Raw genomic sequence first — 13,797 nt, 5'->3', positions numbered from 1 at the left:
AGCGAACGGAAGCTCCGCTCGGCGACCGGCCCAAGCACACAAGGAGACATGAGCATGCGCATCAAGACCCTGTTCGCCGCGGCAGCCGCCACGGCGGCGATCGCCATCGGCCAGTCGGCCTGGGCCCAGGCCGCCTACCCGGACCGCCCCATCCGCCTGCTGGTGGGCTACGCCCCCGGCGGCCCCGTGGACACCACGGCCCGCGTGTTCGCCAAGTACCTGGGCGACAAGCTGGGCCAGGCCGTCGTCGTCGAGAACCGCGCCGGCGCCAGCGGCATGATCGCCTCGGACGCCACCGCCAAGGCGGCTCCCGACGGCTACCTGCTGGGCTTCGCCGCCAGCCCCACCCTCACCATGTCGCCGCTGGTCCAGCGCAGCAAGCTGTTCGACCCGCGCAAGGACTTCTCGCTGATCGGGCTGGTCGTGGACTATGCCAACGTGCTGCTGATCGGCCCGCAGATTCCCGCCACGAACGTGGGCGAACTCGTCAGCTACGCGCGCGCGCATCCCGACGCGGTCTCCTTCGGATCGGCCGGCATCGGCGCCTCCAACCACCTGTCCGCGGAGCTGCTGAAGAAACAGGCCGAGGCGCCGATGCTGCACGTGCCCTATCGCGGCAATTCCCCCGCCATGATGGACGTGGTGAGCGGCAAGGTGACGTTCATGTTCGACATCACCAGCACCGCCATCCCCTTTATCAAGAGCGGCAAGGCCCGCGCGCTCGCGGTCACGTCCAGGACGCGCAACCCCGAACTGCCCGACGTGCCCACGATGATCGAGGCCGGCATGAAGGACTATGAAGTCGTCGGCTGGTACGCGCTGGTCGGGCCGAAGCAGCTACCGGACGCCGTCTCGGCGCGCCTGGCCCAGGCCCTGGCCGACGTCTCCAAGGACCCCGCGTTCCGCCAGGCCATGACCGATGGCGGCTACGCCATCAATAACGGCGATTCGAAAGCCTTGCAGGCCCGCATCGACCGCGAGTACGCCTTGTGGTCCGACGTCATCCGCAACGCCAACATCCAGGCCAACTGAAACCCTCTGGAGCGCCATGAAGAACCCGACGCTCGCGCTGCGCGCCCAAACCCGCCTGCCGGTCATCGGTGCCCCCATGTTCCTGGTATCGGGCCCCGAACTCGTGATCGCGCAATGCGGCGCGGGCATCATCGGAACGTTTCCATCCCTCAACGCCCGGCCGCGGGAACAACTGCACGGCTGGATCACCCGCATCGAGGAAGGCCTGGCGGCGCGGCGCCGCGCCGATCCCGCGGCCAAGGTGGCGCCGTATGGCGTGAACCTGATCGTCCATCCCAGCAATGCGCGCTGGCAAGGCGATCTCGACATCTGCGCCGAGCGCCGCGTGCCGCTGCTCATCACCTCGCTGCAAGCGCCCGAGGCGGCGGTCCGCGCCATGCATCCGCAAGGCGGCCTGGTCTTTCACGACGTCACCAACGTGCGCCATGCCAAGCGCGCGCTCGATGCCGGCGTGGACGGCCTGATCCTCGTGGCCGCCGGCGCGGGCGGCCACGCCGGCCAGGTGAACCCGATCGCGCTGGTGAACGAGATCCGTGCCTTCTACGACGGCCCGCTGGCGCTGTCGGGCTGCGTCAGCCATGGCAAGGACATCCTGGCCGCGCAAGTGATGGGCTGCGATTTCGCCTACATGGGCACGCGCTTCATCGCCACGCGGGAGTCGCTGGCCGGCGATGCCTACCGGGAAATGGTGCTGCGAGCCCAGGCGGCCGACGTGGTCTATACCCCGTACTTCTCGGGCGTGCCGGCGAACTACCTGGCGGCCAGCATCGTGGCGGCGGGGCTCGACCCCGCCGCGCTGGCCGCGCATGGCGAAGCCCCGCCGCCGAACCTGGACAAAAACTCCCGCCCCAAGGCCTGGAAGGACGTCTGGAGCGCGGGCCAGGGCGTGGGCGCGGCGCAGGAGATCCTTCCGGTGGAAACGCTGGTGGCGCAGTTGGAAGCGGAATACCTGGGCGCGCGGGAAGCGGTAGCCCTTCGTGCCGGACACCTCAGTGTCTGACACCCGTACGAGATGACCGTCGCTCTGATCCAGCGCCTCCCGGGTGTCTGACACCATACGGCACAGAATGTGTCAGACACCCGGGAGACGACAGGGCGAAATGGAGTGCGTCTCGTACGGGTGTCAGACACTGAGGGTGTGTCCGGCACGCCGCTCCTACTCCAGCTTGATCCCCGCCGCCTTGATCACGTCGCGCCACTTCACGATCTCGGCCTGGACGAATTCGCCGAACTGCGCCGGCGTGCCGGGCCGGGGTTCCGCTCCCGCCGCGATCATGCCCTGGGCCGTGGCGGGATCCGACAGCACCTTCACCATGTCGGCGTTCAGGCGGCCGACGATGTCGGCCGGCGTGCCCTTCGGCGCCATCACGCCGCTCCACGAATACGCCTCGTAGCCCGGCAGCCCCGACTCCGCGATCGTGGGCACATCGGGCAGCATGTCCGAGCGCCGCGGATTGCCGACACCCAGCGCGCGCACCTTGCCCGCCTTCAGGTGCGGCACGGCGGACGGGCCGTCGGCGAACATCACCTGCACCTGCCCGCCCAGCAGGTCCTGCATCGCGGGCGCGCTGCCCCGGTACGGAACATGCTGGATCTTCACCCCCGCCATGGCGTTGAAGAGTTCGCCCGCCAGGTGCGTGCCGCCGCCAGTGCCGGACGAGCCGAAGGACAGCTTGCCGGGATTGGCCTTCGCGTAGGCGATCAGTTCGCCGACGGAATTCACCGGCAGCGACGGGTTGACCACCAGCACGATGGGAAACACCGCCGCCATGCCCACCGGCTCGAAATCGCGGCGGATGTCGTAGCTGAGGTTCTCGCGCAGACTGGGCAGCACCGCGTGGTGGATGGAGGCGAAGAAGAAGCTGTAGCCGTCGGGCTCGGCCTTGGCCGCGAATTGCGCGCCCACGATGCCGCCCGCGCCGGAGCGGTTGTCCACGACGGTGGGAACGGACCACAACTGGCCCAGCGGCTGGGTGGTGAAACGGGCGGTGGTGTCCACCGGCCCGCCCGCCGGAAAAGGCACGATGAAGGTCACGGCGTGGCCCGGCCAGGCAGCGGCCCGGGCCCAGGACGGAAGAACGGCGGCGGCGCATGCGGCGCCCAGCCCCGCGATGGCGCGGCGGCGTTGAGTATCGATCACGGCTGTCTCCTGGGTCTTTTTTTTCACGGCCAGGACCCGGGGACCCGCGCCTGCCGCGCCGCTTATTATTTTCCGAATGCGCGCGGCCGCCGCTACACATTTCCGGAAGCCCCTCTTTCGCATGACGCCGGCGTTCGGTCACCGGACACTATCTGCCGGCTGGCGCAGCGCGGACAGGCCCCGCCCGCTACTGCCCGCGCGCGGCGCGCTGCAGATGGCCGATGAAACACTCCGCGAAACTGGGCAGGTCGCGGCCGCGCTGGCGGCACAGCAGCCGGTCGCGCAAGGCCCAGGGATCGTTCAGCTTCAGCACGTGCAGCGCGTCGGGGCGGCTGTAGCGCGCCGCGCAGGCGCGCGGCACCACGGCGATGCCGGCCCCAGCCGCCACCATCCGGCATACCGCCTCGAAGCTGCCCACGTGCACGCGTTGGCAGATGCGCTTTCCGAGGCCGCTGGCGATGTCTTCGAGAAAGGTCTGGATGGCGCTGTCCGGGTGGATGCCCACGAACTGGTAGGCATCCACCAGGTCCGCGAAATGCGCCGATTCCTGCGACGCGAGCGGATGGTCCAGCGCCGTCACCACGGTGAGTTCGTCGCGGAACAGCGGCGTAACGTCCAGGCCTTCCACGTCGATGTTGCCGGCCACCAGCCCCAGATCGCCCGCGCCCGCGCGGATCGCGATGACGATGTCGCCCGAGATCTTCTCTTCCAGTTCCACGTCCACGTCGGGGTTTTCCGCAAGAAACGTGGACAGCGCGTCGGCAAGAAAGGAATTGGTGGCCGTGGTGTTGGCCAGCAGGCGCAAGCGCCCCTTCAGGCCGCTCGCATAAGGCTGGAGATCCGCGTGCAGGCACTCGAGCTGGCGGAAGACGGCGTTGGCGTGCTTGAGCAGCACCTCGCCGGCCGGCGTCAGCGCGACGCCGGTGGCCATGCGCACCAGCAGCCGCGCCTTGAACGCCTCTTCCATGTTCTTCACCCGGGCGCTCGCCGCCGGCAGGGACAGGAAGGTCCGTTCCGCGGCGCGGGTCAGGTTGAGTGTTTCCCCCACGTTCAGAAACAAACGCAGGTCGGTCAGGTCATGTCTCATGTTCCACCACGCAGAAGGGGGGCATTTCTAATTTTGAATTCTGCGAATGCCTTGCCGAATCTACCATGGGGCATTCCCGTAAACCAGACGGGTTGATGCGGAACTGTTTTCCACGCGGCATCTGCCGCAGCACAGGAGTCAGCTTCAATGAGCGGCATAGTTTCCGGCAAGGTAGTGATCGTTACGGGCGCGGGCGGCGGCATCGGCCGCGGCATCGCGCTGGCCATGGCGCAGGCCGGCGCCAAGGTGGTCGTGAACGATATCGGCGTATCGCTGACCGGCGAAGGCGGCGCGGAAGGCCCGGCGCAGGCGGTGGTCAAGGAAATCGTCGCGGCGGGCGGGCAGGCCGTGGCCAACACAGACAGCGTGGCCGCCTACGACAGCGCCAGCCGCTGCGTGCAGACGGCGATCGACGCGTTCGGCCGCATCGACGCCGTGGTCAACAACGCCGGCAATCTGCGCGACCGGGTTTTCCACAAGATGAGCGAAGAGGAATGGCGCCAGGTGCTCGACGTGCACCTGAACGGCTCGTTCTTCATGAGCCGCGCCGCCGCGCCCTACTTCCGCGAACAGGAATCCGGCGCGTTCGTGCACATGACGTCCACGTCCGGACTCATCGGCAATTTCGGACAGGCGAACTACGCGGCGGCCAAGCTCGGCATCGTGGCCCTGTCCAAATCCATCGCGCTCGACATGGCGCGCTACAACGTCCGCTCCAACTGCATCGCGCCGTTCGCCTGGAGCCGCATGACCAGCTCGATTCCGGCGGAAACCGACGAAGAGAAAGCGCGCGTCGAAAAGCTGAAGAAAATGGAGGCCGGCAAAGTCGCGCCCATGGCCGTTTATCTCGCCAGCGACGCGGCCAGCGAGATCACCGCGCAGATCTTCGCCGTGCGCGCCAACGAAATCATGCTGATGAGCCAGCCGCGGCCGCTGCGCACCGTGCACCACGGCGAAGGCTGGACGCCCGAGCGCATCGCGGAAATCGCGGTGCCCGCCATGCGCAAGCACTTCTACGCGTTGGAGCGTTCGCCCGACGTGATCGACTGGGATCCCATCTGAGGCCGCCATGCCCATGGACTACGCAACCGTGAAGGACTGGCGCTTCGACGACGTGCGCCAGCGCTACGACGAGAAAGACACCATGCTGTATGCGCTGGGCATCGGCCTGGGGCAGGACCCCGAGGACGCCGGCCAGTTGCGCTATGTCTACGAAAAAGGCCTGCAAGCCTTTCCCACGCTGAGCGTGGTGCTGGGCTACCCGGGCTTCTGGGTCCAGGACCCGCGCGCCGGCATCGACTGGGTCAAGGTGGTGCACGGCGAACAGCGGCTGACCCTGCACGCGCCGCTGCCGGCCGCGGGCGTGGTCACGGGCAAGAGCCGCAACACGCACGTGATCGACAAGGGCGCGGACAAGGGCGCCATCGTCGTCACCGAACGCACCCTGCACGGCGAGGACGGCGCCTGCCTGGCCACCTTGCAGCAAAGCACCTTCTGCCGCGGCGACGGCGGCTTCGGCCAGGGCGACGCCAGCCCGCCGGCCCTGCCCGCCGCGCCCGGCGGCGAACCGGACCTGCGCTGCGAACTCCGCATTCCGCCCAACGCCGCCCTGCTGTACCGGCTGAACGCCGACCGCAATCCTCTGCACGCCGACCCGGAGGTGGCGCGGCGGGCCGGCTATCCCCGGCCCATCCTGCACGGGTTGTGCTCGTACGGCGTGGCGGCGCACGCGATCGTGAAAACCTGCTGCGGCTACGACGCCTCGCGCCTGGCCAGCCTGAACGCGCGCTTCTCGGCGCCCGTGTATCCCGGCGAGACCCTGCAATGCGACCTGTGGCGGATGCCGGACGGGCAGATCCGCTTCCTGGCGCGAGCCCGCGAACGCAATGTCGTCGTGCTGAACAACGGCACCGCGGAGCTGCGGCCATGACGCGGCCGCCCGCTCTCGACGGCATCCGCGTGCTGGACCTCTCGCGCATCCTGGCCGGCCCGTGGTGCACGCAGAACCTCGCCGACCTGGGCGCCGACGTCATCAAGGTCGAACGCCCGCGCGTGGGCGACGATACGCGCGCCTGGGGCCCGCCCTTTCTCAAGGACGGCGACGGCCAGGACACCAACGAATCCGCCTACTACCTCAGCGCCAACCGCAACAAGCGCTCGATCGAGGCCGACATGGCCACGCCGGAAGGCGCGGCCCTGATCCGCGAACTGGCGGCAGTCAGCGACATCCTCGTCGAGAACTTCAAGGTGGGCGGCCTGGCCAAGTACGGCCTGGACTACGAGAGCCTGAAGGCGATCAATCCCCGCCTGATCTATTGCTCGGTCACGGGTTTCGGGCAGGACGGCCCCTACGCCCAGCGCCCCGGCTACGACTTCATGATCCAGGGCATGGGCGGCCTGATGAGCATCACCGGAGAACGCGACGACCTGCCCGGCGGCGGCCCGCAGAAAGCGGGCGTGGCGGTGACGGACATCGTCACCGGCATGTACGCCACCGTGGCGGTGCTGGCGGCCCTGCACGAGCGCCACCGCAGCGGCCTGGGGCAGCACCTGGACATCGCCCTGCTGGACAGCCACGTGGCCCTGCTGGCCAACCAGAACTCCAACTACTTCAACTCCGGGGTGGCGCCCACGCGCGCCGGCAACGCGCACCAGAACGTGGTGCCCTACCAGGTGTTCGCCGCCAGCGACGGCCACCTGATCGTGGCCACGGGCAATGAATCGCAATACCGCGCGTATTGCGCCGCCATCGGCGCGCGCGAGCTGGGAGACGACCCGCGCTTCGCCACCAACCGCCTGCGCGTCGCCAACCGCGAAACGCTGGTCGGCATCCTCGCGGCGATCATGCGGCAGGGCCGCCGCGACGACTGGATCGCCAGGCTGGAAGCCGTAGGCGTGCCCTGCGGCCCCATCAATAACATCGCGCAGGCCTTCGCGCACCCGCAGGCGCAGGCGCGCCAGTTGCGCCGCGACCTGCCCCATCCGGCCGGCGGAGCCGCCGCCGTCACCGCCAGTCCGCTGCGGTTTTCGGGGTCGCCGGTCGCGTACCGCCGCGCCCCGCCGCTGCTGGGCGAACACACCGAAGAAGTGCTGCGCGACGTGCTGGGGAAATCGCCCCAGGCGATTGCCGCGTTCAAGGCGGCCACAGAAAAAGTGTCTGACACCCGACGAGACTGACTTCAGTTCACAGGGATATCTCAGGGGTGTCAGACACCCGCGCAAAAAAAACGGCCGCTGAACCAGCGGCCGTTTTCCTGTCAGGTCGGCTTACGCCACGGCGACCGGGATCTTCCCGATCTTGGCCTGCCATTCCTTCGGGCCCGTCGTGTGGACCGAGGTGCCCTGGGCGTCGACCGCCACGGTCACCGGCATGTCCTTCACGTCGAACTCGTAGATGGCTTCCATGCCCAGGTCGGCGAAGCCCAGCACCTTGGCGCCGCGGATCGCCTTGGACACCAGGTAGGCGGCGCCGCCGACGGCCATCAGGTAGGCCGAGCCGTGCTTCTTGATGGACTCGATCGCGACCGGGCCGCGCTCGGACTTGCCGATCATGGAGATCAGGCCGGTCTGCTCCAGCATCATGTCGGTGAACTTGTCCATGCGGGTGGCGGTGGTGGGGCCGGCCGGGCCGACCACTTCGTCGCGCACCGGATCGACCGGGCCGACGTAGTAGATGACGCGGTTGGTGAAGTCCACGGGCAGCGGCTCGCCCTTGGCCAGCATGTCCTGGATGCGCTTGTGCGCCGCGTCGCGGCCGGTCAGCATCTTGCCCGACAGCAGCAGGGTCTGGCCCGGCTTCCAACTGGCGACTTCTTCCTTGGTCAGCGTGTTCAGGTCGACCTGCTTGGACTTGTTGTAGTCCGGCGCCCAGTGCACTTCCGGCCACTCGGACAGCGAAGGCGGATCGAGGCGCGCGGGGCCCGAGCCGTCCAGCTCGAAATGCGCGTGGCGCGTGGCGGCGCAGTTCGGGATCATGGCGACGGGCTTGGAGGCCGCATGCGTGGGGAAGGTGCTGATCTTGACGTCCAGCACGGTCGTCAGGCCGCCCAGGCCCTGCGCGCCGATGCCCAGCGCGTTGACCTTTTCATACAGTTCGATGCGCAGCTCTTCCAGCTTGTTCTGCGGGCCGCGGGCCAGCAGCTCGTACATGTCGATGTCTTCCATCAGCGACTGCTTGGCCATCAGCATGGCCTTTTCGGCGGTGCCGCCGACGCCGATGCCCAGCATGCCCGGGGGGCACCAGCCGGCGCCCATCGTCGGAACGGTCTTCAGCACCCAGTCCACCAGCGAATCGCTGGGGTTCAGCATGGCGAACTTGGTCTTGTTTTCCGAACCGCCGCCCTTGGATGCGATCTGCACGTCGACCTTGTCGCCCTGGACAAGTTCGACGTGCAGGATACAGGGCGTGTTGTCGCGCGTGTTCTTGCGCGCGAACAGCGGATCGTCCAGCACCGAGGCGCGCAAGGGATTGTCCGGGTTCAGGTAGCCGCGGCGCACGCCTTCGTCACAGAGTTCTTGCAGGGTGCGCTTGGTGTCGAAGCGCACGCTCATGCCGATCTTCAGGAAGACGTTGACGATGCCGGTGTCCTGGCACAGCGGACGCTTGCCTTCGGCGCACATGCGCGAATTCGTCAGGATCTGCGCCATCGCGTCGCGCGCGGCCGGGCTTTCCTCGCGCTCGTAGGCGCGCGCCAGGTGGCGGATGTAATCCACGGGGTGGTAATAGCTGATGAACTGGATCCCGTCGGCGATCGACTGGATGAAGTCTTCTTCTTTAATGATGACGGACATGGCAATTGACTGTCTGGATGGAAAACGTGAAAACGCGGCCGGCGGGGCCGGCCGCGCGCTAGGGATGGAACGTTCTTTTCTTGCCGCCGAAGGGCCTTTTACTTGGCTTGCCAGACGGGCTTGCGCTTCTCGGCGAAGGCGGTCGCGCCTTCCTTGGCGTCGGCGGACGAAAAGATGTGGGCGATCAGCGGGCGCTGGCGGTCGAACATGCCTTCCTGGTCCCAGTCGCCGGACTGCGACACGATGCTCTTGGCGGTCTGCACGGCCAGCGGGCCGTTCTCGACGATGGCGCGCGCCAGTTCCAGGGCGCCGGCCAGGGCGCCGCCCGGCTCGGTCAGGCGGTTGACCAGGCCGAAAGCGTGGGCGCGCTCGGCCGTCAGCATTTCGCCGGTCAGGATGACTTCCATGGCGATGTGGTACGGCAGACGGCGCGGCAGGCGCAGCATGCCGCCGGCGCCTGCCACCAGGCCGCGCTTGACTTCGGGCAGGCCGAACTTGGCGTTGCTGGCGGCCACGATCAGGTCGGAAGCCAGGGCCATTTCGCAGCCCCCCGCCAGCGCGTAGCCTTCGACGGCGGCGATCAGCGGTTTCTTCGGCGGCTTTTCGTTCAGGCCGGCAAAACCGCGGCCTTCCACGTACGGACGCTGTCCCGATTTAGCGAAGGCCTTCAGGTCCATGCCCGACGAAAACGTGCCGCCGCCGCCCGTCAGGATGCCGATGCGGATGTCGTCGCGGCTGTCCAGTTGGTCCAGCGCGGCGGCCATGGCCTGCGCGGTTTCCAGGTTGATGGCGTTCTTGGCTTCGGGGCGGTTGATCGTGATGATCTGGATGCCGTCGGTGACTTCCACCGTGATCAGGTCGGACATGGGGCTGCTCCTTCTCGGGATTTCTCGGAAATCGCGGGTTTTGATCGGATTCCGGGTTTTATATAAGACTTGGGACTCAACCCGGAATCATACGACCATTGGTTTCCAGGCGCAGCCGCGGGCCCCGGAGCGTCCACCCGGGGCGCGGCGGATTCCCCGCGGCGGCGCCCGAAAGGCATAGATGTAACCGCCCGCCGGCCATTCGGGAACAGGACCGGCCCGGGCCAGTTAAAATGCCGGGTTTCCCACGCCCAGGGCAAGCCTTGCCCGGCGGCCGAATTCCAAGAATCCTATGCTCACCTTTCAGCAAATCATCCTTACGCTCCAGGAATACTGGGACAAGCAGGGTTGCGCCCTGCTGCAGCCCTACGACATGGAAGTCGGCGCCGGCACCTCGCACACCGCCACGTTCCTGCGCGCGATCGGCCCGGAACCCTGGCGCGCCGCCTACGTGCAGCCCTCGCGCCGCCCCAAGGACGGCCGCTACGGCGAAAACCCCAACCGCCTGCAGCACTATTACCAGTACCAGGTCGTGCTGAAGCCGGCTCCCCCGGAGATCCTGGACCTCTACATCGGTTCGCTGAAGGCGCTGGGCATCGACCCCACGCAGCACGATATCCGCTTCGTCGAGGACGACTGGGAAAACCCCACGCTCGGCGCCTGGGGCCTGGGCTGGGAAGTCTGGCTGAACGGCATGGAAGTCACCCAGTTCACCTACTTCCAGCAAGTGGGCGGCCTGGACTGCACGCCGACCACCGGCGAGATCACCTACGGCCTGGAACGCCTGGCCATGTACCTCCAGGACGTGCAAAGCGTGTACGACCTGGTCTGGACCGAAGGCGCCAACGGCAACCGCGTGCTGTACCGCGACGTGTTCCACCAGAACGAGGTGGAGCAATCCACCTACAACTTCGAGCATTCGTCGGCCGAGATGCTGTTCTCGCACTTCAACGACTACGAAGCCGAGGCCAAGCGCCTGATGGACGTGCCGCTGGCGCTGCCGGCCTACGAGGCCGCGCTGAAGGCCGCCCATACCTTCAACATGCTGGACGCGCGCGGCGCGATCAGCGTCACCGAGCGCGCCGCCTACATCGGCCGCATCCGCAACCTGTCGCGCGCCGTCGCGCAGGCTTATTACGATTCCCGCGAACGACTGGGCTTTCCCATGCTGGGCCGCGGCAAAGCCGCCGGGGAGGCAGCATAAATGACGACGAACATCCGCCCGCTGCTGGTCGAACTGCTGACCGAAGAACTCCCGCCCAAGGCCCTGCAAAAGCTGGGCCAGGCCTTTGCCGAAGGCGTGCGCGCCACGCTGGACCGCCACGGCCTGCTGGCCGGCGGCTGCGCCGCGACCGCCTATTCCACGCCGCGCCGCCTGGCCGTGCACCTGTCCGCCGTGCTGGCGCAGGCGCCCGACCAGCCCTATGCCGAAAAGCTGATGCCGGTGAAGATCGGCCTGACCGAAGACGGCAAAGCCACCCCCGCGCTGCAAAAGAAGCTGGCCGCCAAGGGCCTGGAGAACATCGACGTCTCCACCCTGGACCGCGAATCCGACGGCAAGCAGGACTACCTGGTCGCGCGCGGCACGGCCCCCGGCGCCCAGTTGGCCGCCGGCCTGCAGGAAGGCATCGACGCCGCGATCGACGGCCTGCCCATCCCCAAGGTCATGCGCTACCAGTTGGCGGACGGCGTCACCACCGTCAAGTTCGTGCGTCCGGCGCACGGCCTGGTGGCGCTGTTCGGCGCCGACGTGGTGCCCGTCTCGGCGCTGGGCCTGACGGCCGGCCGCGAGACGCTGGGCCACCGCTTCATGAGCGCGGGCCCGGTGGCCTTCGCCGACGCCGACGCCTATGCCGCCACGCTGGCCGAGCGCGGCAGCGTCGTGGCCTCGTTCGAAGGACGCCGCGACGAAATCAAGCGCCAACTGCTGGACCATGCCGGCCGCCTGTCCGCCACCCTGGGCGACGACCCGGAAGTGGCCGCGCTGCTGGATGAAGTCACCGCGCTGGTCGAACACCCCACCGTCTACGTGGGCGAGTTCGAAGAGCAATTCCTGCAGGTGCCGCAGGAATGCCTGATCCTGACCATGCGGCTGAACCAGAAGTACTTCCCGCTGTTCGACCCGGCCACCGGCCGCCTGACGCACCGCTTCCTGATCGTGAGCAACATGCGCACGGACAACCCGGTGAACATCGTCGAAGGCAACCAGCGCGTGGTGCGCCCCCGCCTGGCCGACGCGCAGTTCTTCTTCGAGACCGACCGCAAGACGCCGCTGGCCGCGCGCGTCGAACAACTGGGCTCCATCGTCTATCACAACAAGCTGGGCACGCAGCTCGAGCGCGTCGAGCGCGTGCGCGCCATCGCCCGCGGCGTGGCCGGGCAACTGGGCGGCGACGTGTCCGCCGCCGACCGCGCCGCCATGCTGGCCAAGGCCGACCTGGGTTCCAACATGGTCGGCGAATTCCCCGAACTGCAAGGCGTCATGGGCGCGTACTACGCGGCCGGCGACGGCGAGCCCGACAGCGTGGTGCAGGCCCTGCGCAACCAGTACCGCAACCGCTACGACACGCCCGTCACCGCGGAATCGCTGACCGCCGCCGTGCTGTTCATCGCCGAGCGCGTCGAAACCCTGGTCGGCATCTGGGCCATCGGCCTGGCGCCCACCGGCGAACGCGACCCCTTCGGCCTGCGCCGCGCCGCGCTGGGCCTGATCAGCGCGTTCGAACAACTGGCCGCGGGCGGCTGGCTGAAGATCAGCCAGGACGGCCCCCTGTCGCTGGACGGCCTGCTGGAACTGGCGGCGGGCACGTTCCCGGCCGGCAAGGTCCCGGCCGGCACGCTGGCCGAAGTCCGCGCCTTCATCTACGAGCGCTATCGCAACCAGCTCATCAACGAGTTCGACCGCAATGCGGTGGAAGCCGTCGTCGCCCTGGCCCCGCCCCTGCACCAGGTGGCCGAGCGCGTGCGCGCCGCCGCCGCGTTCGCGCAGTTGCCGGAAGCCGCCAGCCTTGCCGCCGCCAACAAGCGCATCGGCAACCTGCTGAAGAAGGCCGAAGGCGAGATCGGCGCGGTGGACGGCGCCGCGCTGGTGGAACCGGCCGAGAAAGCGCTGGCGGCCGCCGTGTCCGCCCTGCGCCCGAAGGCCGAGGCGCAACGGGCCGCCGGCGACTTCGCCGGCAGCCTCACCACGCTGGCCCAGGTCCGCGAACCGGTGGACGCCTTCTTTGCCGATGTCATGGTCATGGCCGAAGACCCGGCCGTGCGCGCCAACCGGCTGGCCTTGCTGGGCCAGTTGCACGGCCTGATGAACCAGGTGGCGGATATTTCCAGGCTCGCACAGTGAAGCTGATCATCCTCGACCGCGACGGCGTCATCAACCAGGACAGCGACGCCTTCGTCAAGAATCCCGACGAATGGATCGCCCTGCCCGGCAGCCTGCATGCCATCGCCCGGCTGACGCAGGCGGGCTGGAAAGTGGTGGTCGCCACCAACCAGTCCGGTCTGGCGCGCGGCCTGTTCGACATGGACACGCTGACCGCCATCCACGCCAAGATGCGGCGCGAGCTGGCCGCCGCCGGCGGCAGCATCGACGCCGTTTTCATGTGCCCGCACGGTCCGGACGACAACTGCACCTGCCGCAAGCCCCGCCCGGGCATGTTCGAGCAGATCGGCCACCGCTACGACGTGGACCTGGCCGGCGTGCCGGCGGTCGGCGATTCGCTGCGCGACCTGCAGGCTTCGTCGTCGGTCGGCTGCTCGCCCTGGCTGGTGCTGACCGGCAACGGCAGGAAGACGCTGGCCAAGGGCGGCCTGCCCGAGAACGCGCGCGTATTCGATGACCTGTCGGCCGTGGCCGACGCCCTGCTCCAGGACAGTTGATC

The 13,797-nt window shown here is 68.1% G+C and carries 12 protein-coding genes; 8 read left to right on the top strand and 4 right to left on the bottom strand.

Annotation, left to right across the window (positions count from 1 at the left end):
- Positions 1 to 54: 54 nt before the first annotated feature.
- Positions 55 to 1,032 carry a tripartite tricarboxylate transporter substrate binding protein gene (locus WHX56_RS09505; protein WP_338881068.1) on the top strand — a complete coding sequence of 326 codons (978 nt, stop codon included), beginning with the start codon at positions 55 to 57 and terminating at the stop codon, positions 1,030 to 1,032.
- A 16-nt stretch (positions 1,033 to 1,048) separates the two neighbouring features.
- The gene (locus WHX56_RS09500) at positions 1,049 to 2,032 is read left to right on the top strand and encodes an NAD(P)H-dependent flavin oxidoreductase (protein ID WP_129239183.1); all 984 of its coding nucleotides are present in this window, start codon (positions 1,049 to 1,051) and stop codon (positions 2,030 to 2,032) included.
- Positions 2,033 to 2,188: 156 nt separating this feature from the next.
- Here WHX56_RS09500 and WHX56_RS09495 read toward each other — a convergent pair whose 3' ends face one another.
- Both WHX56_RS09495 and WHX56_RS09490 read right to left on the bottom strand, forming a co-directional pair.
- Positions 2,189 to 3,172 (bottom strand): tripartite tricarboxylate transporter substrate binding protein, encoded by a 984-nt coding sequence (locus WHX56_RS09495; RefSeq protein WP_338881067.1) that lies wholly within the window; start codon positions 3,170 to 3,172, stop codon positions 2,189 to 2,191.
- A 187-nt stretch (positions 3,173 to 3,359) separates the two neighbouring features.
- Positions 3,360 to 4,259, bottom strand: a complete 900-nt coding sequence (locus WHX56_RS09490; RefSeq protein ID WP_129239185.1) for a LysR family transcriptional regulator — start codon at positions 4,257 to 4,259, stop codon at positions 3,360 to 3,362.
- Between the two features lie 147 nt (positions 4,260 to 4,406).
- Between WHX56_RS09490 and WHX56_RS09485 the strand changes: the two genes are divergently transcribed.
- Genes WHX56_RS09485 through WHX56_RS09475 form a run of 3 tightly spaced genes read left to right on the top strand, consistent with a single transcriptional unit; the run spans position 4,407 to position 7,436 of the window.
- The gene (locus tag WHX56_RS09485) at positions 4,407 to 5,321 is read left to right on the top strand and encodes an SDR family NAD(P)-dependent oxidoreductase (RefSeq protein WP_338881066.1); all 915 of its coding nucleotides are present in this window, start codon (positions 4,407 to 4,409) and stop codon (positions 5,319 to 5,321) included.
- A gap of 7 nt (positions 5,322 to 5,328) precedes the next feature.
- Positions 5,329 to 6,189, top strand: coding sequence for a MaoC/PaaZ C-terminal domain-containing protein (locus WHX56_RS09480; protein ID WP_338881065.1), 861 nt, complete (start codon positions 5,329 to 5,331; stop codon positions 6,187 to 6,189).
- Positions 6,186 to 7,436: a CaiB/BaiF CoA-transferase family protein gene (locus WHX56_RS09475; RefSeq protein WP_338881064.1), complete on the top strand. Its 1,251-nt coding sequence runs from the start codon at positions 6,186 to 6,188 to the stop codon at positions 7,434 to 7,436. The genes WHX56_RS09480 and WHX56_RS09475 overlap by 4 nt, the downstream gene beginning before the upstream one ends.
- Positions 7,437 to 7,526: 90 nt before the next feature.
- On the opposite strand, the gene WHX56_RS09470 is transcribed toward WHX56_RS09475, so the two are convergent.
- Both WHX56_RS09470 and WHX56_RS09465 read right to left on the bottom strand, forming a co-directional pair.
- The gene (locus WHX56_RS09470; RefSeq protein WP_129239189.1) at positions 7,527 to 9,050 is read right to left on the bottom strand and encodes a fumarate hydratase; all 1,524 of its coding nucleotides are present in this window, start codon (positions 9,048 to 9,050) and stop codon (positions 7,527 to 7,529) included.
- Between the two features lie 98 nt (positions 9,051 to 9,148).
- Positions 9,149 to 9,916 (bottom strand): crotonase/enoyl-CoA hydratase family protein, encoded by a 768-nt coding sequence (locus WHX56_RS09465; RefSeq protein WP_287754564.1) that lies wholly within the window; start codon positions 9,914 to 9,916, stop codon positions 9,149 to 9,151.
- A gap of 292 nt (positions 9,917 to 10,208) precedes the next feature.
- Here WHX56_RS09465 and glyQ point away from each other — a divergent pair, with 292 nt between their 5' ends.
- From glyQ to gmhB, 3 genes are read left to right on the top strand one after another with little or no spacing between them, the layout of a single operon-like run.
- Positions 10,209 to 11,120, top strand: a complete 912-nt coding sequence (gene glyQ / locus WHX56_RS09460) for a glycine--tRNA ligase subunit alpha (RefSeq protein ID WP_287754565.1) — start codon at positions 10,209 to 10,211, stop codon at positions 11,118 to 11,120.
- Positions 11,121 to 13,259 (top strand): glycine--tRNA ligase subunit beta, encoded by a 2,139-nt coding sequence (gene glyS, locus WHX56_RS09455; RefSeq protein WP_338881063.1) that lies wholly within the window; start codon positions 11,121 to 11,123, stop codon positions 13,257 to 13,259.
- Entirely contained in the window at positions 13,256 to 13,795 is a 540-nt protein-coding gene (gene gmhB, locus WHX56_RS09450; protein ID WP_287754567.1) for a D-glycero-beta-D-manno-heptose 1,7-bisphosphate 7-phosphatase, read from the top strand. Before glyS ends, gmhB begins: the two co-directional genes overlap by 4 nt.
- Positions 13,796 to 13,797 lie beyond the last annotated feature (2 nt).

This window comes from Achromobacter veterisilvae, assembly GCF_037619525.1.
GTDB lineage: Bacteria > Pseudomonadota > Gammaproteobacteria > Burkholderiales > Burkholderiaceae_B > Achromobacter > Achromobacter veterisilvae.
This window is presented reverse-complemented; position numbering and strand designations above follow the sequence as displayed.